Annotated in this window: 21 protein-coding genes; 7 read left to right on the forward strand and 14 right to left on the reverse strand. The window is 69.0% G+C overall.

The window, feature by feature from the left end; translation table 11 throughout:
• Positions 1 to 48: 48 nt before the first annotated feature.
• A complete protein-coding gene (locus BJP62_RS09845) occupies positions 49 to 1,737 on the forward strand; it encodes a Na/Pi cotransporter family protein (RefSeq protein ID WP_070529413.1) in 1,689 nt (562 codons plus the stop codon).
• Between the two features lie 59 nt (positions 1,738 to 1,796).
• Here BJP62_RS09845 and BJP62_RS09850 read toward each other — a convergent pair whose 3' ends face one another.
• From BJP62_RS09850 to BJP62_RS09895, 10 genes are all read right to left on the reverse strand, one after another.
• A complete protein-coding gene (locus BJP62_RS09850; protein ID WP_070529414.1) occupies positions 1,797 to 2,303 on the reverse strand; it encodes a glycine zipper 2TM domain-containing protein in 507 nt (168 codons plus the stop codon).
• Positions 2,304 to 2,373: 70 nt separating this feature from the next.
• Positions 2,374 to 2,979, reverse strand: a complete 606-nt coding sequence (locus BJP62_RS09855; protein WP_205700884.1) for a 2OG-Fe(II) oxygenase — start codon at positions 2,977 to 2,979, stop codon at positions 2,374 to 2,376.
• On the reverse strand, positions 2,942 to 5,017 hold the full coding sequence (locus BJP62_RS09860; RefSeq protein ID WP_070529417.1) for a site-specific recombinase: 2,076 nt from the start codon (positions 5,015 to 5,017) through the stop codon (positions 2,942 to 2,944). The genes BJP62_RS09855 and BJP62_RS09860 overlap by 38 nt, the downstream gene beginning before the upstream one ends.
• A gap of 48 nt (positions 5,018 to 5,065) precedes the next feature.
• Positions 5,066 to 5,923 carry a fructosamine kinase family protein gene (locus tag BJP62_RS09865; RefSeq protein WP_070529418.1) on the reverse strand — a complete coding sequence of 286 codons (858 nt, stop codon included), beginning with the start codon at positions 5,921 to 5,923 and terminating at the stop codon, positions 5,066 to 5,068.
• Positions 5,924 to 6,230: 307 nt separating this feature from the next.
• On the reverse strand, positions 6,231 to 6,644 hold the full coding sequence (locus BJP62_RS09870) for a biopolymer transporter ExbD (protein ID WP_070529420.1): 414 nt from the start codon (positions 6,642 to 6,644) through the stop codon (positions 6,231 to 6,233).
• A complete protein-coding gene (locus BJP62_RS09875; protein WP_070529422.1) occupies positions 6,644 to 7,378 on the reverse strand; it encodes a MotA/TolQ/ExbB proton channel family protein in 735 nt (244 codons plus the stop codon). Before BJP62_RS09875 ends, BJP62_RS09870 begins: the two co-directional genes overlap by 1 nt.
• A gap of 112 nt (positions 7,379 to 7,490) precedes the next feature.
• Positions 7,491 to 8,582 (reverse strand): DUF1513 domain-containing protein, encoded by a 1,092-nt coding sequence (locus BJP62_RS09880; RefSeq protein ID WP_070529424.1) that lies wholly within the window; start codon positions 8,580 to 8,582, stop codon positions 7,491 to 7,493.
• The gene (locus tag BJP62_RS09885) at positions 8,582 to 9,583 is read right to left on the reverse strand and encodes an imelysin family protein (RefSeq protein WP_070529426.1); all 1,002 of its coding nucleotides are present in this window, start codon (positions 9,581 to 9,583) and stop codon (positions 8,582 to 8,584) included. Before BJP62_RS09885 ends, BJP62_RS09880 begins: the two co-directional genes overlap by 1 nt.
• A 17-nt stretch (positions 9,584 to 9,600) precedes the next feature.
• Entirely contained in the window at positions 9,601 to 10,998 is a 1,398-nt protein-coding gene (locus BJP62_RS09890) for a di-heme oxidoredictase family protein (protein WP_070529429.1), read from the reverse strand.
• Between the two features lie 166 nt (positions 10,999 to 11,164).
• Complete coding sequence (locus BJP62_RS09895) at positions 11,165 to 12,316, reverse strand: imelysin family protein (RefSeq protein ID WP_070529431.1); 1,152 nt, start codon at positions 12,314 to 12,316, stop codon at positions 11,165 to 11,167.
• 233 nt (positions 12,317 to 12,549) lie between these two features.
• Here BJP62_RS09895 and BJP62_RS09900 point away from each other — a divergent pair, with 233 nt between their 5' ends.
• Positions 12,550 to 14,184 carry an EAL domain-containing protein gene (locus BJP62_RS09900; RefSeq protein WP_205700885.1) on the forward strand — a complete coding sequence of 545 codons (1,635 nt, stop codon included), beginning with the start codon at positions 12,550 to 12,552 and terminating at the stop codon, positions 14,182 to 14,184.
• Positions 14,181 to 14,771, forward strand: coding sequence for a glutathione S-transferase (locus BJP62_RS09905; RefSeq protein ID WP_070529432.1), 591 nt, complete (start codon positions 14,181 to 14,183; stop codon positions 14,769 to 14,771). The genes BJP62_RS09900 and BJP62_RS09905 overlap by 4 nt, the downstream gene beginning before the upstream one ends.
• Before the next feature lie 45 nt (positions 14,772 to 14,816).
• Here BJP62_RS09905 and BJP62_RS09910 read toward each other — a convergent pair whose 3' ends face one another.
• The 4 genes from BJP62_RS09910 to BJP62_RS09925 all read right to left on the reverse strand — a co-directional run bounded on the left by BJP62_RS09910 (position 14,817) and on the right by BJP62_RS09925 (position 18,645).
• Positions 14,817 to 15,203, reverse strand: coding sequence for a Rid family detoxifying hydrolase (locus BJP62_RS09910; RefSeq protein WP_070529434.1), 387 nt, complete (start codon positions 15,201 to 15,203; stop codon positions 14,817 to 14,819).
• A gap of 76 nt (positions 15,204 to 15,279) precedes the next feature.
• The gene (locus BJP62_RS09915) at positions 15,280 to 16,566 is read right to left on the reverse strand and encodes a serine dehydratase subunit alpha family protein (protein ID WP_070529435.1); all 1,287 of its coding nucleotides are present in this window, start codon (positions 16,564 to 16,566) and stop codon (positions 15,280 to 15,282) included.
• Between the two features lie 61 nt (positions 16,567 to 16,627).
• The gene (locus BJP62_RS09920; protein WP_083300829.1) at positions 16,628 to 17,965 is read right to left on the reverse strand and encodes an amino acid permease; all 1,338 of its coding nucleotides are present in this window, start codon (positions 17,963 to 17,965) and stop codon (positions 16,628 to 16,630) included.
• A 59-nt stretch (positions 17,966 to 18,024) separates the two neighbouring features.
• Positions 18,025 to 18,645: a transcriptional regulator gene (locus tag BJP62_RS09925; RefSeq protein ID WP_070529437.1), complete on the reverse strand. Its 621-nt coding sequence runs from the start codon at positions 18,643 to 18,645 to the stop codon at positions 18,025 to 18,027.
• Between the two features lie 87 nt (positions 18,646 to 18,732).
• Between BJP62_RS09925 and BJP62_RS19180 the strand changes: the two genes are divergently transcribed.
• The 4 genes from BJP62_RS19180 (at position 18,733) to BJP62_RS09940 (ending at position 21,010) form a co-directional block, all read left to right on the forward strand.
• The gene (locus BJP62_RS19180) at positions 18,733 to 18,867 is read left to right on the forward strand and encodes a hypothetical protein (RefSeq protein ID WP_257785843.1); all 135 of its coding nucleotides are present in this window, start codon (positions 18,733 to 18,735) and stop codon (positions 18,865 to 18,867) included.
• Positions 18,868 to 18,935: 68 nt separating this feature from the next.
• Positions 18,936 to 19,187 carry a hypothetical protein gene (locus BJP62_RS09930; protein ID WP_070529439.1) on the forward strand — a complete coding sequence of 84 codons (252 nt, stop codon included), beginning with the start codon at positions 18,936 to 18,938 and terminating at the stop codon, positions 19,185 to 19,187.
• Positions 19,184 to 19,444: a hypothetical protein gene (locus BJP62_RS09935; protein ID WP_145927164.1), complete on the forward strand. Its 261-nt coding sequence runs from the start codon at positions 19,184 to 19,186 to the stop codon at positions 19,442 to 19,444. Before BJP62_RS09930 ends, BJP62_RS09935 begins: the two co-directional genes overlap by 4 nt.
• Positions 19,445 to 21,010: a PepSY domain-containing protein gene (locus BJP62_RS09940; protein WP_070529443.1), complete on the forward strand. Its 1,566-nt coding sequence runs from the start codon at positions 19,445 to 19,447 to the stop codon at positions 21,008 to 21,010.
• Positions 21,011 to 21,067: the final 57 nt, after the last annotated feature.

A 21,067-nucleotide genomic window follows, 5' to 3' on the forward strand; every position in this document is an offset into this window, starting at 1 on the left:
CGGGTTGCAATGCCGGGGCTGCTTGGCCCGCGGCAGGGGAGAACGAGCATGATGACCGTTCTGCTTCATCTAGCCGGTGGTGTCGCCCTGCTGACCTGGGGGCTGCACATGGTCGAAACCGGCTTCATGCGCGCGCTCGGCGCATCGCTGCGGCAGCTGATGGGCCGCAGCCTCGGCAGCCGCTGGCGTGCGCTGCTGGCAGGGATGGCGATCAGCACCGTCCTGCAGAGCAGCACCGCCACCGGCCTGCTCGCGACCTCGTTCGCCGCGCGCCGCGTGCTGACGCCGGTCGCCGGGCTGGCGATCATGCTTGGCGCCAACCTCGGCGCAACGCTGGTCGTCCAGGCGTTCTCGCTGCATCTGGGCTGGGTGTCGCCGCTGTGCCTGATCGCCGGGCTGTTCATGTTCGAGCGCGGCAAGGGTTCGCAGACGCGCGACGTCGGCCGCGCCTTCATCGGCATCGGCCTGATGCTGCTGGCGCTGCGGCTCTTGGTCGAGGCGATGCAGCCGGCCGAGGCCGCGCCGGCGATGCGGGCGATCCTCGACGTGCTGGCCGACCAGCCGCTGCCGAGCGCGATGATCGCCGCACTGCTGACCTGGCTGGCGCATTCGAGCATTCCAACCGTGCTGCTGGTGATGTCGCTCGCCGGCTCGCACGCGATTCCGGCCGGCACCGCGCTGGCGATGGTGCTCGGCGCCAACATCGGCAGCGCGCTCAACCCGTGGTTCGAAGGCATCAGGGGCAACGAGCCGCTGCGCCGGCGGCTGCCGGCCGGCAACCTGCTGCTGCGCGGCGGGAGCTGCCTCGTGCTGCTGCTCGCCGTCACCCCGCTCGCCCAGGGGCTGGCCCGGCTGTGGCCCGACCCGGCGGCGCTGGTCGCCGATTTCCACACGCTGCTCAACCTCGGCATCGCGCTTGCCTTCATCGGCCTGCTGGGGCCGGTGTCGCGGCTGCTCGAACGCCTTTTCCCCGATCACCGCGACGCCGCCGACCAGCCCGATGCGCCGCGCTACCTCGATCCGTCGGCGATCGCCACGCCGTCGCTGGCGCTGACCTGCGCAACGCGCGAGGCGCTGCACATGGGCGACATCGTCGAGGACATGCTGCGGACCAGCATGCCGGCGCTGCTCGGTGACGACCGGCAGCGCATTCTGGACATCACCCGCCGCGACAATGCCGTCGACCGGCTGCACGAGGCGATCAAGCTCTACGTGACCGAGATCACCCGCGAGAGTCTGTCGCCGCAGGACGCGGCGCGGGCGATGGCGATCATCGGCTTCGTCATCAACATGGAGCACATCGGCGACATCATCGACAAGAACCTGATGGAGCTGGCCGGCAAGAAAATCCGCAACCAGCTGAGCTTCTCGCACGACGGCGCCGCCGAGCTGACCCGGCTTCACCATGAAGTGCTGGAAAACTTCCACCGCGCCCAGTCGGTGTTCATTTCGGCCGACGTGCGCACCGCGCAGGCGCTGCTGGCGGGCAAAGCCACGATCCGCGAGCTGGGCCGCCACGCCGCCGACACCCATCTGGCGCGGCTGCGCGACGGCGTGCCCGAGAGCATCGCGTCGAGCTCGCTGCATCTGGACGTGCTGCGCGACCTGCGGCGGATCCACTCGCACGTGTGCGCGATCGCCTATCCGGTACTCGAACAGGGCGGCGCACCGGACGAAGGCCGCGCGCGGCCGAACGAAACCGGCAAAACCTGGCAGGGGCTTGCCGGGCGGGTCTAGCCTCGGCGCAAAAAAAAACGGCCCCGCGAGGCCGTTTTTGACGCCGTTGCTGCGACACATCAGATCGGCGCGGTTTGGGGTGCTGCCTGCGGCACGATGCCGTTGCCGGCCGGCACGACGCGGGTGCTCTTGTTGTCGGTCAGCACGTCGACGCGCTGGCCGACCGCCAGCGGCGCGTCGGCCTTCTGCACGATGACCATGCGCTGGCCGTTGTCGAGCCGGACCGTCACCTCGTAGGCGTCCTGCTGGGTCACGCCCTTCTCGATCGCGTTGCCGGCAAGGCCGCCGACGATGGCGCCGACAATGCCGGCAACGATCTGGCCGTTGCCGCCGCCGATATTGCTGCCGGCGGCGATGCCGCCGATCGCCCCGCCGGCAACGGTGCCGACACCGGTCGAATCCTGCATCTTCACCGAGCGGATGTTCTCGATCGCGCCCGACTGCACCGTAGCGGCCTGCATCATCTGGTCGCGGTTGTAGACGTTCGACGAGGTGTTGGCGCAGCCGCTCGCGAACAGTGCTGCGGCAAGCAAGGTGGTCGCGCCGAGAATGCGGCGGGTCGTCATGATCCTGCCTCCTGATGGTTTGAACTGCCCATATTTTAATCGCCGCATATCGCCGCCGCTGTGCAGCACGTCACAGCGCGCGCCGGCGGAACCAGCCGGTCAGCGACCAGCGCTCGCGCCGCGCCGGCAACACCTCGTGCTCGAAGCGGTTGGACATGAATACCGCCAGCGTGCCGCCGTGCGGCGCCACATCGCTATGTGTACCGTCGTCGAGGTAGAGTCGCAGCTCGCCGCCGTCCGCCTCGCCCCACTCGGGGTTCAGGTAGAGCACGATGGTGACGACGCGGGTGTCCTCGCCGCGGTGCTGGTCCAGATGCCGCTTGTAGAAGCGTCCTTCCGGGTAGACCGCCAGATGGCATTCGAGTTCGGCCAGGCCGAGGTAGAGCGCGGCGTTCAGCTCGCCGCGCAGCGCCTCGAGCCGGTCGAGCGCGACCGCCGCAGCCGGGTCCCCCGCGTCAGCCTCTCCAGCATCATCGAGCCACAGCACCTCGTCGCCGCGGATCTCGCCGTTGACCGCGTGGCCGCCGGCGCGGCCGACGCCGGCGCGGGCGAAGTCGCCGCGCCGCGTTTTCGACGCCGCGACCAGCGCGGCGACCTCGGCCGGGGTCAGAAAGCCCGGCTGCACATGCCAGCCGGTCTCAACCAGCGCGTTGACGACGCAATCGAACCCACTCACGTACGGTCTCCTGATGATCGGGCAGCGCGAGCTGCGGTTCGGGCATGGCGGGCCTGGGTACCCGCGCCGGGAAGAAGAACTCGCCCGGCTTGCGGACGAAGCGGCGCGCCAGCTCGCCGAGCAGCGGCTTGGTCGCCTGGAAGGTCAGCTTGCGCGAGCGCAGCGCGACCCACAGCGCCAAGCCGAAGCTGACCGCGAGGTTGGTCATGCCGATCAGCGCGATGCCGAGCACCGACATCGCGACGACGTGCCAGTCGAGCTGGAAGTTGTACGCCACCGCGGCGAACGACAGGTAGGCCGACGAGAAGGTGATGTGGCGGATGTCGATCGGCAGCCCCAGGAGGAAGCCGACGGTGCCGATCATGCCGAGCATCATGCCGAAGTAGAAGTTGCCGGCCAGCGCGCCGAGGTTGTTCTCGATGTACTTGGCCAGCCGCCTGGCGCGGCTTTCGCCGGCCAGCCAGTTCAGCCACGGCAGCGCCGCGATCCGGTCGGGAATGCGGTTGTAGATCGCCTTGTTGTCGTAGTAGCCCGAAATCAGCCCGGCGAGGAACAGGCAGCAACCGGCGATCGCCGCATGGAACAGCGCCAGGCTGGCGATCGGCGACAGGTCGTGCAGCAGGTGGTCGGCCTTGGCGGTGTCGACCGGCGGCACGCCGAAATACCAGTTCCAGCTCATCGCGATCAGCAGCGCCACCGGCATCGCCAGCGCAACGTTGCCGACGATGGCGATGAACTGGGTCCGCACCACCTTGACGATCAGCCCGGCCAGTTCGTCGAGATCGACGCGCTGCTTGCCGCGCTTGCTGCCGGCGTGGATGGTCGCGGCGATCTTCGCCGCCGTCATCGCCGGCTGCTTGGTCGCGATGGTGAAATGCAGCATGTGGATCAGCATGAAGCCGAGCGCGTAGTTCAGGCCGAACAGGATCGCCTCGAGCAGCAGCGGAATGTGCGCCTTGGCGGTCAGCAGCTTGAGCAGCGCCATGAAGCCGACGATGACGCCGGCGCCGGCGGCCGACCTGAACATCCCCAGCCATTCGCTGCGCGTTTCGGCGATGTAGTGCTCGCCGGTATGGCTGGCATGCTCGGTGACCTGCAGCGCGAGCAGCGAGGTGTTCTCGGCGAACACGTCGCGGATCCGGTACTTGCGGTTCTCGGCACGCACCAGCGCGACGAGGCCGTCGATGACCAGCTCGGCTTTTTCGGGGTTGGGCACCGGGTCGATCAGCATCAGCAGCATGCGCATGCGCTCGATGTGCTGGTAGATCCGCACCAGATGGTAGGTCAGCCCGACCGAGATGCCGTTCTTGGCCGCGCTCTTCTTCGCCCGGGTCAGCCACTCCTCGCACTGGTCGAGCAGCACGAGGATGGGCCGGACGTCCTCGTCGGGCAGCGCCTCGTCGATCATCGTCCGGCGGTAGTGCTCGATGTAGGCGAGCGTTTCGACGTTCTGGCGCACGAACGGCGACTCGAAGCGCTCGATGTCCGGATTGTTGCGCACCAGATCGGGCTCGAGGCCGATGGCCGAGAGCCGGCACGACAGCACCTGGATCGCCTCGAGCACCTGGATCCGCGTCTTGTTGATGCTGCCCTGGTCGGTCTCGTCGTGAAAATGCATCGCCCGGCCGAGCGCCAGCCACGCATCGCGGCTGATCGACTCGAGCCAGACGTAGTCGGTCTTCTTGTGGAACAGCGCGCCGAACACGTCCTTGAGCGAATAGCGGTTGAACACCGGCGGCAGCACGCGGTAGCCGATGCGGCGGGTCAGCGCGGTGTAGAAGGTCTCGTTCGAGAGGATGCCGGTGTCGGTGTAGAGCTGGACCTGCTTGCGCGTCGACAGCAGGTGCAGCAGGTGGCGGCGCAGCGCGGCGCGGAAGTCGGGGTACTGTTCGAGCAGGTAGGCCAGTGCCTGTACCGCGTTGTTCGCGGCAACGGCGTCGGCATGGTCACGCGGGCGCATCGTGTCGACGAGCTCGCGAAACAGGTCGAACGCGCGGTCGGTCGGCGCGCTGACCATCGATCGCAGTGTGGCTTCCATTCGGTTTCCAGTGGTGTTTTGTCGATTTTATCGCAGCGGCGGCAGCCGTCAGCGCAGCTGGGCGAGCAGGCGTCCCATCATGGACTCGGCCTCATGACGATAGTGCCCGCCGAACAGGTTGTAGTGGTTGAGCACATGGTAGAGCTGGTACAGCGTGCGCCGGACCGGGTAGCCGGGGTCGAGCGGCCAGGCTGCGCGGTAGGCGTCGTAAAAGCGCGGCGAGAAGCCGCCGAACAGCTCGGTCATCGCCAGGTCGGTCTCGCGGTCGCCGAAATAGCTGGCCGGGTCGAACAGCAGCGGCGTGCCGTCGGCCAGAAAGGCCGCGTTGCCCGACCACAGGTCGCCGTGCAGCAGCGACGCCACCGGCGCGTAACCGTCGAACAGCGCCGGCAGCAGCGCGAGCAGCGTCTCGCCGTCGCGGAAATGCGCACCATTGCCGGCCGCCAGCCCGAGCTGCGGCGCCAGCCGGCGCCGGGCCCAGAAGTCCGCCCAGTCGGCCAGCCAGCCGTTGGCCTGCGCGCTGCGGCCGATGGCGTTGTCGATGTCCCAGCCGTAGCGCGGCATCGTCAGCCGGTGCACGCCGGCCAGCGCCTCGCCGAGCCGGGCGTCGTCGCCGCGGCGTTCGAGGTCCAGCCATTCGAGCACCAGGAAGGACCACTCGCCGCTCGTACCGGTGCACAGCGCCTGCGGCACGCGGATCCGCGCGCCCATTTGCGCCAGTGCGGCGGCCTCGGCGTCGAACATCGCCAGTGCGGCCTTTCGGTTGCACTTGACGAAGTAGCTGCGTCCGCCGAGCTCGAACCGGTACGCGGCATTGATGTCGCCGCCGCCGACCGGCCGGACGGCGCCGGGCTCGCCCGAGCCGCCACCGGCGGCGCGGATCGCCGCGGCAATGTCGTCCCACATCGTTTTCTCCAGGTCGCTTCCTGCCAGTCTGCCGAGCATGCCCGATGACAGGCGGATACGCAGCGTAAACGCTTGGGCTTGAAAAAAACGCCGACGCCCGCCTGAAGCGGGCGTCGCGGTGAGCAGAAGCGGGTTAAGAGCCTGTTCCGGTAGGCGAGCGAGCCAAAGCAGTTTGGTCCCGCCCGGAGCGCAGAAACCGGAATGGACACGTGGTCCATGAGGACGACCGAAGGAAGCACCCTCGGGGTGTGAGAAGCACCGGACGGGGCCAAAATGCGCAGCCGCAGTCGCCTAACGGGATGGGCGCTTACTGCGCCTTCGGGTCGGTGACGAAGCCGATGCGCTCGAGCCCGCTGCGCTGCGCCGCGGCCATCGTCTGCGCGACGACCTCGTAGCGGACGTTGCGGTCGGCGGTCAGGTGCAGCTCGGGCTGCGGCTTCTTCTCGGCCGCGGTCTTGAGCCGCTCCTCGAGCGCCGCCTCGTCGATCTGCTCGCCCTGCCAGAAGCGCGCGCCGGTCGCGTCGATCGACAGCGCGATGTTCTCGGGCTTGACCTGCTGCGGCTGGTTGGCCGCGCGCGGCAGGTCCATCTTCACCGCATGGTTGATCACCGGCACGGTGATGATGAAGATGATCAGCAGCACCAGCATGACGTCGACCAGCGGCGTCATGTTGATTTCGCTCATCACGTCATCGTTGTCGTCAAGGCTGCCGAACGACATCACTTGCTCCCGTTGACGACATTCAGCGCCGGCGCCGGCGACGCGGCCGTGCTGCCGACGCGCGAACCGGTGACGAAGTAGGCGTGCAGGTCATGGGCGAAGCGCGACAGCTGCATCGCCACCGCCTTGTTGCCGCGCACCAGCGCGTTGTAGCCGAGCACCGCCGGGATCGCCACGGCAAGGCCGAACGCCGTCATGATCAGCGCCTCGCCGACCGGACCCGCGACCTTGTCGATCGTCGCCTGACCCGATACGCCGATGCCGACCAGCGCGTGGTAGATGCCCCAGACGGTACCGAACAGGCCCACGAACGGCGCGGTCGAACCGACCGACGCGAGGATCGACAGCCCGGACTGCATCGACTGCTGCGCATCGTCGATCGCGCGGCGCAGGTTGCTCGTGACCCAGTCGCTGACGTTCAGCGCGCCGTGCAGGTCGTTCTTGTTGTGCGCGTGGTGGGCAACGGCGTCGGCGCCCTCCTCGGCCAGATGGCGGAACGGGTTTGCCGCGCGGGTTTCGCCGAGTACGGTCAGGCCGGCGGCGAAGTCGCGCTGGTGCCAGAAATCGTTGCTGGCCGCACTCGCCTGGCGCTTGAGCTTCACCAGCCGTGCCGCCTTGAGCACGATCACGCACCACGATGCGATCGACATCACGAGCAGCAGGATCGCGACGCTGCGGGTGACGAAATCGCCCTGCGCCCAGAGCGCGGCGATGCCGTAGGGATTGGTTTCCATCTCGTTTCCTTGTGCGATTCGTTCGGCCGCAGACGCCAGTCCGGGCATTCAGTCCGCCATATTAACGAGAATTGTTATCATCCTCAATGTTTCAGCGGCGAACGCGCGCGATTCAGGCGAGGACCAGGTGGTTGTCCCACCTGGTGCCGGCACGCGTCAGCAGCGGCGTGAGCACGCGCCGCTTCAGGTCGGCCTCGGCGATCATCCCGGTCTCGTTGCTGACCCACAGCCGCGTGCCGTCGCTGGCGACGCCGGCCGGCTTCGGGTGCGCGATCGCCGCCAGCGGCGTGCCGTCGCTGCCCCACAGCGCCAGCGCATTGCCGCGCGTCGCCGTCAGCGCGAACACATTGCCGTGCGCGGCGATGCTCGCCGCGTAGCCGCCGAGCCCCGGCGCGGTCGCCGCCAGCGTCAGCGCGCCATCGCGCAGCACCGCCAGCAGCGGTGCGTCGTCGACCGGCCGGCCGTCGGGCGACTCGGCCTGGATGGCGATGCCGAGCGTGCCGTCGGCGGCGATGGCCAGATGCCGCAGGCTCAGCGTGCGGTCCGGCAGTACATGCTCGGCGACCAGGCGGCCGTCGGCGACGTCGACCACCGCCAGCGACGGCGCCATCTGCGCCAGATTGAGCTTGATCCGGCCGCTCTCGGGCAGGGTGAGGATGCCGCCGTTGGCGACGGCCAGCCGCCGGCCCGGCACCAGCCAGACCAGCTCGTGCGGGCCGATGCCGTGGCTGCCGAACTCGCCACGCCGCCGCAGGCTGGCCGCGTCCCAGACGCCGATGACGCCGCGGCCGCTGGCGATGTCGTTCTCGGTCGTATACAGCGTCGTGCCGTCCGGGCTCAACAGCGCATGGCCGAAGAAGTGCCGCTCGGGCGCGGCCTCGGCCTCGCGCAGCAGGGCGCCGGCGGCCCAGTCGATCCGCGCCAGCCAGTAGCCGGCGCGGCGCGCGACGACGATGGCCTGCGTCGTTCCCGGCACGGGCACGATGCCGTGGCCGCGCCCCGCCAACGGCACCGCCTTGCCGCCGGCGGCGCTGGGGAGCAGCCCGCCGGCGGCGCCGAGGAGCGGCCCGCCGGTTGCGCCGAAGAACGGCCCGCCGTCGTCGGCCGCCGCGGCCAGCAGCGTGCGGGCCGGGCCGGACGCGAGCGCCGGCAGCGGCAGCGCCAGCGCGCCGAGCGCGGTCAGGAAGGCGCGGCGCGACAGCATCAGTCGCCGTCGCTGTCGTTGAAGCCGAGCGAGAGGTCGAGCGCGTCGGCGACGTCGCCCTCGACGCTGCGCTTGAGCGCCGCGACCGCGTTCGTGAACGCCTTGCGCGCCGGCGCCGCCGAACCGCCGTCGAGCCGCTGCGGCAGTTTCCGCCACGCGGCACGGCTGGCGGCGAGCGCGCGGGCCACCGTGTCGTTGACCTCGTCGTGGCCCTGTTCGCGCACCAGCGCGGCCAGCCCGCCCTTGCCGTCGGCGCCGAAGTAGCCGGTCGCGAAGCCGTCGAGCTGGGCGCCGAGTGCGGCGCGCGTGCTGTCGCTGCGCCACTGCGCGTACGCGTCGCGTTCGGCGTCGGCGACGCGCGGCAGCAGCCGGATCGTGCCCTCGAGCCCGGCCAGCATCAGCCCGACCGCCTCGGGCAGCATCTGCCGGCGGAAATACGCCTCGGCGCCGTTCAGCTGTCCGCGGTACAGCGGCCAGTCGACCGCGCGCAGGTCGGCGACGAGCTGCGTCGTCGTACCGGCGAGGTAGGCGCAGCGCGCCGGCGTCTTCAGCCGGGCCAGTTGCGCCTGCGGTGCGCGGTCGCCCCACAGCAGGTATTCGGCCGCCGGCAGGCCGCGCGCGGCGACGTTGAGCGGATCGACACCGTCGCCGGCGGCGATGCGCGCCTCGATTTCGGCGGTCCGGGTCGGGCGGAAATCGGCGCGGCGGCCGGTGCGCTCGAGCACCATCGGCCCGAGCGCCGCGCCGTCCATCGTCCGCCACGCCAGCGCTGCCGTCATCCAGTCCTTGCGCGCGGCATCGAGCCGGCGCGCGTCGGGCCCGGCGCACAGCGCGGTGACGCTGGCGTCGAGGCGTTCGCTCGCGGCAACGACGCTGCGGTAGCGCCCCAGGTAGGCGTTGTCGAGCCAGCCGGTCGCGAACGCAGCGTCGGGAACGGCGGCTTCGGCGTGGGCCAGCCCGGCGCACAGGCTCAGGCAGCCCGCGATCAGGATTCGGCGCATGGCATTCCTCGAAGGCATCACAGCGATTGCAGGAAGGCGACCAGATTGTCGCGGTCCTGCCGGTTCAGTTTCAGCACGTGATCGCGGCTCGCCGCGGCCTCGCCGCCGTGCCAGAGCACCGCTTCCATCAGGTCGCGGGCACGGCCGTCGTGCAGGTAGCGGCTGTGACCGTTGACGGTCGGCACCAGTCCCAGCCCCCACAGCGGCGGCGTCTTCCACTGCCGGCCGCCGGCCTTGTAGTCGGGCCGGCCGTCGGCAAGGCCGTCGCCCATGTCGTGCAGCAGCAGGTCGGTGTACGGCCAGATCTTCTGGCCCGAGAGCTGCGGAACCGTCGGGTGCCGGCCGGTCGTGTAGCTCGGCGTGTGGCAACTGACGCAGTTGGCGTCGCGGAACACCTGCTTGCCGCGCAGCACCGCGCTGTCCTGCGGATCGCGCCGGCTCGGCACTGCCAGCGTCTGGCTGTAGAGCACCACCTGCGCGAGCTTCCGGTCGTCGATTTCCGGCCTGCCGCCCGACGGCGCCCTGCGGCAGTCGGTCTGGGCGGCCGTGCATTCTTCGTGCGCAAAGCGTTTCGAGGTGATGCCGATGTCGCCGATGAAGGCGCCGGCGCTCTGGTGCGCGACGCTGCCGACGTTGGCCTTCCAGCCGTAACGGCCGAGCACGGTCTTGCCGGCGAACGCGTCCCAGACCCAGTTCGGCTCGCCACGGATGCCCCGGCCTTCGGCCGCCTGGCGCCGGGCGTTGGCGAGCACGTCGTCGACCCTGACCGCTTCGAGCAGGCCGAGGCCGATCATCTGCGGCGCGATCCGCGGCGACAGCATCGTGTCCTTGTGCAGCGGGCCGTAGCCGAGTCCGGTCAGCGTGTAGTCGGGCTTTTGCAGCGTGTACGGCGTGCCGTCGGCAAAGCGCCCGCCCACCCCGGTGTAGCGGATCTGCACCTGCCCTTCGGGCTTCACGCCGCCCACCGCATCGTTGTTGAACTGGCCGCCGTAGACCGGTTCGGGCTTCGGGCCGCCGTGCGCGTCGGTGCCCGGCACCGACAGCCGGATCAGCAACGCCATCGGCTGCTCGGCCTGGATGTCGCGGTCGAAGTCGGGCGGCGCGCCGCGGCCGTCGAGCGCGTGGCAGGCGCCGCACGAGCGGGCGATGAAGTGCGGCCCCAGCCCGTCGCGCGCCGTCGTCGACGACGGCGCCTCGACCCAGGCCTTCTTGAAGAACGAATTGCCGACGACGAAATCGGTCTTCTGCGCCTCGCTCAGGCCCGGTGCCGGCAGCGAGAACGCGTTCTTGCCGTGATCGTCGATCGTCGCGGCGACGCCGCCGGGCAGGTCTTCGCCGGCCTCGAACACCGTCTCGTACGCCGCCAGCGTGACGCCGCTCGCAACGGCGACGCCCAGTATCCATGCTTTGTTCATATCGCTTTCTAATGACAAACGCCCGGACGCGCCGGGCGGGAAACGGCTGTACTTAAAGAGCGGCTACGCAAACCCACTGCAACGGTGCTGGCGTGCGAAGCGTCCCACGGGGACTTCCTTCGGTCACAACGGCAAGCACGACCAGCAGGGCCAGCCGCTCCCAGGCTCAGACCGAGGTGTTCAGCCGCTTGATGCCGAGCGCCCTGGCCGCCTCGACCAGACCCTTGGCCTGCTTTTTCAGACTGTCGACGACCGCGACGACGCGCTTGCGGCCCGGCGCGTCCTTCTTGCCGACGATCTCGCGATCGAACGGCGGCTGGATCGCCTCTGCCAGCTTCACCGACTGCGCCATGTCGGCGCTGACGGCGTCGGCGACCTGGGCGTTCTTCTGCGCGACGAGCTGCTTCAGGCTCGCGCCCTCGATCACCTTGCCGTCCGCCGCCACGTAGCGGCCTTCCCAGACGTTCCGGATGCCGCGGGCGTTGTTGACGATGTCACGGTGGGTGTTGTCGGCGAAGCACGAGTGCTCGTCTTCCTGGTTCTGCGTGTCGAGCGCGACCTCGATGCGCTCGCCGGCCAGCTCGCCGCGGCTCAGCGTGCCGATGCCGGTGAGCATCTTCTTGACGCTGGCGTCGCCGCCGGCGACGAAGCGCGCGCGGTAGTTCTGCGCGTCGGGCTGCCACTGCTGCGCGACGGCGGCCAGATCGTCGACGAGCATCTGCGCGACGGTCTGCAGGTACAGCTTGCGGCGTTCGGCGTTGGCCGCGCTGGTGTAGTCGGTGTACGGGCGATCGCCGGCGCCGTCGGCGCGGAAGTCCTGGCCCCACAGCAGGAATTCGATCGCATGCCAGCCGGTGGCGACGTTCTCCTCGCCGCCGCGCTCGTTCAGCCTGGCCAGATTTCTGGCGCTGATCACGGCCTTGGGGTTGTTGACGATGCCGGCCTTGGGCTTGCCCTTCACATAGTCGATGTAGGCCTCGTCGAGCGGCCAGGCGTTGATGCGGCCTTCCGGGCCGTTCTCGTCGTCGATCGGGCCGCCGTAGAAGCGGAACGCCTCGCTCTGGCCGTAGCTTTCGCGCGCGGCGATCCACGCCCGGCGCGCCCCGGCCAGCCCGGCTTCGCTCGGCGCGGCGACGAATTCGTTGATCGCGGCCTGCAAGGCCCTGGCGCCGGCCAGGCTGTCCTGGTAGCTCGCCGAGGCGATCACCGCGTACTGCTCGAGCACCGCGCGCTGGGACACGTCGGCGGCCAGCGCGGCGGGCAGGTAAAGCGCCGCGCCGAGCGCGAGCGAAGCGAACAGGGGACGAAGGGAGGACATCAGCAGGGGCTCCGGATCAGATGGGCGGCATTCTAATCCAGACAATGATCAATAATCATTCTTATTTACCCCTACAAAACCGGCGCCTGCAGCGAGAAAGCGGTACAAAGTGAGTAGCGCAAGTCCAAATGCTGCCAGTGGCAGGACACGCCCGCATCCTAGAATTAAGCAGCCTTCCGGCCCGGTCGCCCTTGGCAACAAGTATCCCGCCCCCAACCCTGACCCGGATTTCCATGCCGAAACGACTTGCCCTGCTGCTGCTCCGCGGCGCCCCGGCGACCGGCCTGCCGTCGCCGGCCCAGCCACGTGCTGCACGCTACTGGCCGCGGCTGGCACTGTCCCTGCTTGTCGCGCTGGCGCTGCCCTTGCTCGGCGTCGGCGTCGGCGCCCTGCAGGCGCGCTGGCTGCTGCAACAGCGGGCCGACGCGGTTGCGGACAACGCGATCATCAAACTCGACCGGATGATCACCAACGGAGAAATGGCCGGCAAGGCGGTCGAGCTCTACGCCGGCCGCCCGTGCGATATCGGTACCGAACGCGTGCTGCAGCGGCAGGTCGCCACCGTCCCCTATGTCCGTTCGGTCAACCTGTCGCTGCGCGGCCAGCTCTACTGCACCTCGCTGCTCGGCGCCGTCACCGAAACGATCGACGCGGCTGCGTACACCGACGGGCGATTGCGGCTCAGGCCGGGCAACATCACGACGCCGGACGTGCCGGTGCTGATCGTCCGGCGCCCGGTCGGCGATGCGGCAATACTGTCGGTGGTCGACGGCCGTTACCTGCAGACCGCGCTGCAACTGACGGCGCAGGGCAGCGAGCTTTACTTCCGGGTCGGCGCCAGCCACATGGACAGCCAGGGCCGGGTCGGTGACGGCCCGCTGCCGCCGCTGCCGCATGCGACCGCAACGCGTACCTCGGCCCACTTCCCGTATTCGGTGGTCGCCGGTTCGCCCGACGGCGCGGTCTGGACCTACATGCTCGAATACAATCTGGCGCTGCTGGTACTGACCGCCGGCGTCGGGCTTTTCGGCGGCCTGCTGTGCTACCGGCTGCTCGGCCGGCCGAGCTCGCCGCGCGCCGTGCTGCAGCGCGCGCTCGACGCCGGCCAGTTCGAGCCCTTCGTGCAACCGATCGTCAACGCCGACGACGGCGTCTGGGCGGGCGTCGAGGTACTGGCACGCTGGCACCTGCCCGGCGAGGGGCTGATCCGCCCCGACCTGTTCATCCCGATGGCTGAGCAAACCGGCCAGATCCTGCCGATGACGCGTGAGCTGATGCGCCAGGTTGCCGCCGCGCTGGCGCCGCATGTGGCCGAACTGCCGCCGCGCTTTCACATCGGCTTCAATATCAGCGCCGCCCACTGTCGCGAACCGCGGCTGCTCGACGATTGCCGCGACTTCCTCGCCGCGTTTCCGCCGGACAGCGTCGAGCTGTGGCTCGAACTGACCGAGCGCGAACTGATCGAGCCGACCGACGACACCGACCTGCTGTTCCAGCAGCTCGACGCGATCGGCGTCAAGGTCGCGATCGACGACTTCGGCATCGGCCATGCCAGCCTCAACTACCTGCAGCGCTTCGCCGTCGACGCGCTGAAGATCGACCAGAGCTTCGTCAAGCGCATCGGCGCCGATACGCTGTCGGCGCACCTGATCGACACGCTGGCGGCGCTGGCGACCAAGCTCGACATCGATCTGGTCGCCGAGGGCGTAGAAACGGCGGCACAGCGCGATTACCTGCAGGCGCTGAATGTCCGCTACCTGCAGGGCTACTATTTCGGCCGGCCGATGCCGGTCGGCGAGTTCATCCACGCGCACCGCCATCAGCGCGCCGCTGCCGAAACACCCGCCCAGCCGGCCACCAGCCAATGAAACCACTGCTCTATACCTTCCGCCGCTGCCCGTACGCGATGCGCGCACGACTCGCCATTTCCGCCAGTGGCGTCGACGTCGAACAGTACGAAGTGGTCTTGCGCGACAAGCCGGCGGCGCTGCTCGCCGCCTCGCCCAAGGGCACCGTGCCGGTGCTGTGCCTGCCCGACGGCCGGGTGATCGAACAAAGCCTCGACATCATGCTGTGGGCGCTGGCGATCAACGATCCGCTGCACTGGCTGGCCGGCCGGGCCGACGCGCTGGCGCTGATCGCCGACAATGACGGCGGCTTCAAGCAGGACCTTGACCGCTACAAGTATGCCGAGCGTTTTCCCGAGCACCCGGCCAGCCATTACCGGCAGCGCGGCGAGCGCTTCCTCGCCCGGCTCGAAGCGCTGCTGACGCAGCGGGCGCATCTGGGCGGTGCGCAAGCGGGGCTGGCCGATGCGGCGCTGCTCCCGTTCGTGCGCCAGTTCGCCCATGTCGACCGCGCATGGTTCTACGCGTCGCCCTACCCGCGGCTGATCGCCTGGCTCGACGGTTGGCTGGCGTCGCTGCTGTTCGCCACGGTGATGCAGAAGACGTAAAAAAGGATGGCGGCGCCATCCTTTTCTCCGGGGCCGGCCTCGGCCTCAATCACGGCGGACACCCGCGATCACCTCGATTTCGACCAGCGCATCCTTCGGAATCCGCGCCACTTCGATGCAGCTGCGCGCCGGGAAAGTGCCGGTACCGGCGAAAAACGCCGCATAGGCTTCGTTGATCTCGGCGAAGTCGTTCAGGTCCTTGACGAACACCGTGGTCTTGACCACATCGGCGGCGGAGAGGCCGACGGTGGCAAGGATGTGCGCCACATTGGCCAGCGACTGTGTCGCCTGCGCGCCGGCGCTGGCCGGCATCTCGCCGGTGGCGGCGTCGATCGGCAACTGGCCGGACAGGAACACCAGATCGCCGAACTGCTTGGCCTGTACATAGGGGCCGATGGCGGCCGGTGCCTGGGGGGAGTTCAGGGTATTCATCGGTTTGCTCCTTGGAAGGGATGTTCGGGAAGGATGCCGGCCCGCCGCACGGGCGGGCCGGCTGCGCGGCACCGGGTCAGCAGTTTTTCTGGACCATGATGTCGATGATCTGCCGGTCGGTCTGCACCATGCTGCCGCTGGCGAGCGCGCACAGGTTGTCGATCGACGCGTCGACCTCGTGCGCGACGATGCCCTCGAAACCGGTCACGCGGGTGTCGTCGAGCGCCATCAGCACCGCCTTGTACGCCGCGGTGCCCGAGGTCGAGACCTTCATCGCGCAGCTGTTCGACGCGCCGTCGCAGATGATCCCGGCGATGTCGCCGACCATGCTGCAGATCGCCATCGCGACCGCGTCGTAACCGCCGCGCAGCAGCCAGGCGATGCCGGCGGCGGCGCCCATCGAGGCGGTCGTCACCGCGCACAGCGCCGACAGCTTGGGCAGCTTGCCGTGCACGTACACCGCCATCAGGTGCGACAGCATCAGCGCGCGCGCCAGCGTTTCGTCGTCGGCCTTGACGTGCTCGGCCACGACCACCACCGGCATCGTCGCGGCGATGCCCTGGTTGCCCGAGCCCGAGTTGCTCATCGCCGGCAGCGTGGCGCCGCCCATGCGGGCGTCCGACGCCGCGGTCGAGCGGATCAGGATCCGGCTCAGCAGATCGTCGGACAGCAGGCCCTTGTGGATCTGGCGCTGCAGGGTGGCGCCGATGTGCAGGCCGTATTCGCCGCCCATGCCCTCGCGGGACAGCGCGTCGTTGAGCCTTGCGGCGTCGAGGATGAAGGCGATGTCCTCGTACGGCGCCATCGTCGCGAAATCGTAGACGTCGCGGGCGGTCGCGCCGGCCAGCGAGTAGCCGTCCTCGCCGCCGCCGCCGGCAGACTCGGCCTCGAACAGCGTCTCGCCGTCCTTTTCGATCCGCACGACCTGGGTGTGGGCGTCGGCAATGCACACGCGGACCCAGTGGCCGTCGGCCTCGAGCCGCGCTTCGGCATAGAGGATGTTGCTCACGTCGGCGATGCCGACCTCGACCCGGTGCGCCGCCAGCATCGCCTTGCCGGCGGCAACGGTGTCGGCCGACAGCCCCTTGAGCACTTCGAGCCTGCCGTCCGGATTGCCGCCGAGCGCGCCGACCGCGGCGGCGATCGGCAGGCCGACGGTGCCGGTGCCCGGCACGGTGACGCCCATGCCGTTCTTCATCAGGTTCGGCGACACTTTCGCGATGATGCGTTCGGGCACGGCGCCGAGCTCGCGGGCGGCGATCGCACAGGCCAGCGCCAGCGAGATCGGTTCGGTACAGCCCAGCGCCGGGGCGACGTCCTGTTTCACGGCCTTGATGAATTCGGGCCACAGTTGCGTTTTCATGATGGTTCTCCGTATCTCGTTCGAGTGTGATTGATCGGTGTTCGCAGGCAATCGGGGAAACTCACGAGAAGGCGAGGAAAGGCGACACGCACAGCAGGATGCCGGTGGCGATGATCAGGTAGAGCGCGACGCCCTTGTACTTGTGCAGCATCGGCACCTTGTAGACGAGGTAGGCCGGAATCAGGCAGCCGACGAGGCCGAAGATCGGGCTGCAGATCGACGTGAAGCTCAGCACCGGTGCGTTCAGGACGATCGCGCCCCAGGACACCAGCACCGCGAACACCAGGATGCCCTTGGCGACGAGGCCGGTGTTGATGCGGTCTTCCGGCACCACGCGGCGCAGCACGTTCATCGCGATGCCCTGGCAGGCTTCGCGGAAACCGAGGAAGACGCCGAAGAAGGCCGTCATCACGGCGAAGATGTTCAGCACCAGCGTCATGATCTTGACGACCGAGCTGCCGGCGTCGTGGCCGGTCATCGTCTGCGCAACCATCGCCAGCGCCGAGATGTTCTGCTGCGAAGCGCGCACCGCGTCCTCGTGGCCCATCGCCAGCGTGAACGACACCGCATAGAAGAACACCACGACGAAGAGGATGCCGAAGGCGATGTTCATCGCGCGCATCGCCTTGAAACGGGCGACCTCGATCGACTGCTCCTTGGCGCGGTACGAGATCACCATCGGCGACAGGCTCTGGATGAACAGGATCGACGTCAGCGTGAACGGCAGCATCACCACCGCCTGCTTGATCAGCTCGCCGGTTGCCGGCAGCGTGCCGACGTTCGAGGCATGCCAGTGCGGCACCATCGACAGGCCGAGGAAGGCCACGACGCAAAGCTTGGTCAGCACCATGCCGGTCGCGACCTTGAACAGCAGCTTTTCGCCGCGCGAAGCCAGTGCAACGAGGCCGATGATCAGCAGCAGTCCGTACCACCAGTGGTGCGACAGGAGATCCTTGGTCAGCCCGAAGCTCTGGATGAACGACGCGCTGTCGTTGGTGATCGCGGTCGAATAGACGAAGACCCAGATCACCAGCATCACGAAATACAGCACGCCGAGCGCCATGCCCCAGTTCTTGCCGAGGTAGCCGGCGATCACGCCCGGGTAGTCGGTGCACTCCTTCGACGCCGCCAGCGTGTTGATGAACAGCCGCTGGAACAAATACATCGCCGGATAGCCGACGATCGACGACAGCAGGAACACCCACAGGCCCATCAGCCCGACCTGCACCGGCAGGAAGACGATGCCGGCACCGATCGCCATGCCGATGCTCATGATCACCCAGCCCCAGTCGGTGCTGTCGAAGCGCGTGGCGTCCTGCCATTGCCGCTCGCTCATGCCGGCCTTGCCGGCACGGGTGGTCGGCGGCGCGACCACATCCCGATCGAGTGTTGTGTCCATTTGGCTTACCTCTTGGTTTGAAATTCGACTCTGCCTGTTGTGGTGGTGTCGCGACCTGATCAGGCTTTCAGGTAGCGGTATAGGGTCGGTTCCGAAATCCCCAGCTGGCTGGCGGCGCGGGCGATGAAGCCCTTCACCAGGAACACGCCGCTCTGGTCTAGCCTTTGCACGACCTCCTTTTTCTCGTCGGCGCTCATCTTCCCGGGCGCGACGGGATAGCTCGCGAGCACGTCGGCCAGCAGTTGTTCGCCGACATGCTCGATCGAGTTGGAGAACAGCTCCTCGCCCCTGTCGTCGTCGCAGACCGGCAGCAAGGTGCGGACAGCGTCGATCGCGGCGTGGAAGTGGCTGTCGTCGCTGTTGAGGCAGATCATCGCCACCGGCTTGCCGGCATCGTCCCGGATCACCAGCGACGACGAGCGCAGCCGGCGGCCGTCGACGGTCTTGCCGGTGTAGTTGGTCCGGAACGGTGCGCCGCGCGATTGCAGGCAGTCGCGCGCCATGCGCAGCGTCAGGTCGGTCGCCGGTGCGCCGACTTCGCGCCGCGTGACGTGGCCGTTGCGAATCACCGCGAGCGAATGCGCCAGATCGGTCAGGTCGTGGATCACCACTTCGGTATGCCGGCCGAGCGCCTGGCCGAGGAAGTCGGCGAGCTGTTCGAGGTCGAGGGTGAGTTTCATGATGAGAAATTCTCTTCGGCGATAAAGTTTTCTTATCGCAACGATATGCCCCTCATGGCAGGCGCAGCGCGGCAGCGCGGAAAGCCCTTGATCCAGATCAAGCGTGAATTGTTGGCATCGGCCGGACACCTTGTGCCGGCGCGGCCTGCGGGCGTGCCTGCGCCGGCGGGCCGCGATGCGTCGGCGCCGGAGAGAATTATTTATCGCGCCATCGGCGGATGACCCGATAGATAAACGAGAATCATTCGTGTTATCTTTTACGTGAACCAATTGCCGAAGAACGTGTCTCCATGTCCGCCCTCGCCTGCCTGCTGACGCTGCTGCTCGCTGCCGCCAGCTACCTGACCTCGCCGCAGCAGCGGCTGCTCGCCGTGCCGTTGCGGCGCCGGCGCATCGTGCTGCTGCCGCTGGCCGCGGCCGCGGCCGTCGCCTGGGTCGCCGCGCTCGGCACGGCCGCCGGGCTGATGGCGATGCTCGCCGCGCTGATGCTCGGCACCGTCGCGCTGCCCTACGTCGTCGCCTGGCGCGGAGCGGCACGGTGATGCTCTGGCGCTGCCTTGCCGGCACCGTGCTCGGCCTGCCGCTGTGCATCTTCGTGCTCGCCGCCGTCGCGGTGGCGCTGCCCGGCCCGTGGCGCGCGGCGATCGTCGTCATGCTGCTGCCGTTCTTTCCGGCCTGGGTCGGCGTGATCGCCGCCAGCGCGAACACCCGCTCGGTCAGGTCCACCTGCGGCTGGCTGCTGCTGGCCAACGCCGCCGCCGCCGCCCTGCTGTGGGCCGTCCGGCACGGAGCGAACTGAATGTTCAAGTCCGCCACGCTGCGCGTCTACCAGGCGCTGCACACCTGGACCGGCCTGATCGCCGGCTTTGCGCTGTTCGTCGCCTTCTACGCCGGTGCGATCACGGTCTTCCACGAGGAGCTGCACACCTGGCAGTCGCCGGCCGCGCGCACCGCGCCGGCCAGCGCGCTGTCGCAGGCCGCAGCGGCCATCGACGCCTTCGTCGCCGCGCATCCGGCGGCAAGGGCCGAAATGACGCTGGTGCTGCCCGGCTCGCACTCGCCGCAACTCTCCGCGTGGTGGTTCGACGGCGAATGGCGGCACGCGCCGGTCGGCCCGGCCGTGCTCGTCGACCACGGCGCCGGGCTCTCGGACCTCGTCAACCGCATCCACTATTCGCTCGGCATTCCCGAGGCCGGCCTCTACCTGATGGGCATCATCAGCGTGCTCTACGGGCTGGCGCTGGTGTCGGGGCTGATCGTCCACCTGCCGCTGCTGAAGAAGGACCTGTTCGCGCTGCGGCCGGGCAAGAACCTAAAGCGTTTCTGGCAGGACGCGCACAACGTCATCGGCGTGCTCAGCCTGCCCTTCCATCTGGTCTTCGCAGTTACCGGGGCGATCTTCTGCCTGTTCGGGGTCGTGCTCGCCGCGTTCGATTTCGCCGCCTTCGACGGCAAGCTCGCCGCCGAAGTCCCGGCGGCGACGATGGCCGCGGTTGCCCGTCCGGCCGCAGGCCGGCCCGGCGCGATGCTGCCGCCGGCCGAGCTGCTCTCCCGGGCCCGCGCCGCCGCGCCGGGTTTCGCGCCCGACGCGCTGCGCTACCTGAACTACGGCGACGCCAGCGCCGTCGTCGAGGTCCGCGGCCGGATGCCGCAGTCGCTCGGCACCTACGGCGGGCTGGCGCTCGACGCGGTCAGCGGCCGGGTGCTCAACGTCCAGCTTGCCGACCGGCGCGACGCCAACCACGGCGGCCTGTCGGTCGTGTACGGCCTGCACTTCGGCAACTACGGCGGGGCGCTGGTCAAGGGGCTGTATTTCCTGCTCGGGCTCGCCGGCGCCTTCCTGTTCTATTCGGGCAACCTGCTGTGGATCGAGGCGCGCCGCAAGCGCCGCCACGCCGACCAGCCGCGCCGGACGCGGATCATGGCGCAGGCCACCGTCGGCGTGTGCATCGGCACGTGCATCGGCATCTCGGCGGCCTTCGTCGCGACGCTCGCCGCGCAGTCCGCCGGCATCAGCGCAACGACGGCCGAACAGGCCGCCTGCTTCGGCGCCTTCTTCGCCGCGCTGGCGTGGGCGTTCTGCCGGCCGCCCGCGCGCGCCGCGATCGAGCTGCTGACCGCCGCCGGCCTCGTCACGCTGGCGATCCCGCTTGCCAACGCCGTGCTGACCGGCGACCACCTGCTGGCGACGCCGTGGCGCGGCGAATGGATCGTCTTCGGCGTCGATGCGGTTGCGCTGGCACTGGGCCTCGGCTTCCTGCGGCTGGCCGTCGCAACGCACCGCCGCGCCACCACCGGCGACGCGAACAGCGTCTGGACGCTGCCGCCGCCCGCGCGGCCGGCAACGGCCGTCCAGACCGCCTGACCTTTCCCAGTCCCCCACCGGCAAGCCGCCGCCAGCCGGTCACCCTCCCGGAGTTTC

It is taken from the genome of Jeongeupia sp. USM3 (assembly GCF_001808185.1).
In the GTDB taxonomy this organism is placed as follows: domain Bacteria; phylum Pseudomonadota; class Gammaproteobacteria; order Burkholderiales; family Chitinibacteraceae; genus Jeongeupia.

Excerpts from the sequence above, each read along its gene's own strand:
- BJP62_RS09940 (WP_070529443.1), top strand. The coding sequence starts at position 19,445 with ATGTTCAAGTCCGCCACGCTGCGCGTCTACCAGGCGCTGCACACCTGG.
- BJP62_RS09895 (WP_070529431.1), bottom strand. The coding sequence starts at position 12,316 with ATGTCCTCCCTTCGTCCCCTGTTCGCTTCGCTCGCGCTCGGCGCGGCG.
- BJP62_RS09845 (WP_070529413.1), top strand. The coding sequence starts at position 49 with ATGATGACCGTTCTGCTTCATCTAGCCGGTGGTGTCGCCCTGCTGACC.
- BJP62_RS09850 (WP_070529414.1), bottom strand. The coding sequence starts at position 2,303 with ATGACGACCCGCCGCATTCTCGGCGCGACCACCTTGCTTGCCGCAGCA.
- BJP62_RS09910 (WP_070529434.1), bottom strand. The coding sequence starts at position 15,203 with ATGAATACCCTGAACTCCCCCCAGGCACCGGCCGCCATCGGCCCCTAT.
- BJP62_RS09860 (WP_070529417.1), bottom strand. The coding sequence starts at position 5,017 with ATGGAAGCCACACTGCGATCGATGGTCAGCGCGCCGACCGACCGCGCG.
- BJP62_RS09865 (WP_070529418.1), bottom strand. The coding sequence starts at position 5,923 with ATGTGGGACGACATTGCCGCGGCGATCCGCGCCGCCGGTGGCGGCTCG.
- BJP62_RS09890 (WP_070529429.1), bottom strand. The coding sequence starts at position 10,998 with ATGAACAAAGCATGGATACTGGGCGTCGCCGTTGCGAGCGGCGTCACG.
- BJP62_RS09930 (WP_070529439.1), top strand. The coding sequence starts at position 18,936 with ATGTCCGCCCTCGCCTGCCTGCTGACGCTGCTGCTCGCTGCCGCCAGC.
- BJP62_RS09900 (WP_205700885.1), top strand. The coding sequence starts at position 12,550 with ATGCCGAAACGACTTGCCCTGCTGCTGCTCCGCGGCGCCCCGGCGACC.
- BJP62_RS09905 (WP_070529432.1), top strand. The coding sequence starts at position 14,181 with ATGAAACCACTGCTCTATACCTTCCGCCGCTGCCCGTACGCGATGCGC.
- BJP62_RS09915 (WP_070529435.1), bottom strand. The coding sequence starts at position 16,566 with ATGAAAACGCAACTGTGGCCCGAATTCATCAAGGCCGTGAAACAGGAC.
- BJP62_RS09875 (WP_070529422.1), bottom strand. The coding sequence starts at position 7,378 with ATGGAAACCAATCCCTACGGCATCGCCGCGCTCTGGGCGCAGGGCGAT.
- BJP62_RS09920 (WP_083300829.1), bottom strand. The coding sequence starts at position 17,965 with ATGGACACAACACTCGATCGGGATGTGGTCGCGCCGCCGACCACCCGT.
- BJP62_RS09885 (WP_070529426.1), bottom strand. The coding sequence starts at position 9,583 with ATGCGCCGAATCCTGATCGCGGGCTGCCTGAGCCTGTGCGCCGGGCTG.
- BJP62_RS09870 (WP_070529420.1), bottom strand. The coding sequence starts at position 6,644 with ATGTCGTTCGGCAGCCTTGACGACAACGATGACGTGATGAGCGAAATC.
- BJP62_RS09880 (WP_070529424.1), bottom strand. The coding sequence starts at position 8,582 with ATGCTGTCGCGCCGCGCCTTCCTGACCGCGCTCGGCGCGCTGGCGCTG.
- BJP62_RS09925 (WP_070529437.1), bottom strand. The coding sequence starts at position 18,645 with ATGAAACTCACCCTCGACCTCGAACAGCTCGCCGACTTCCTCGGCCAG.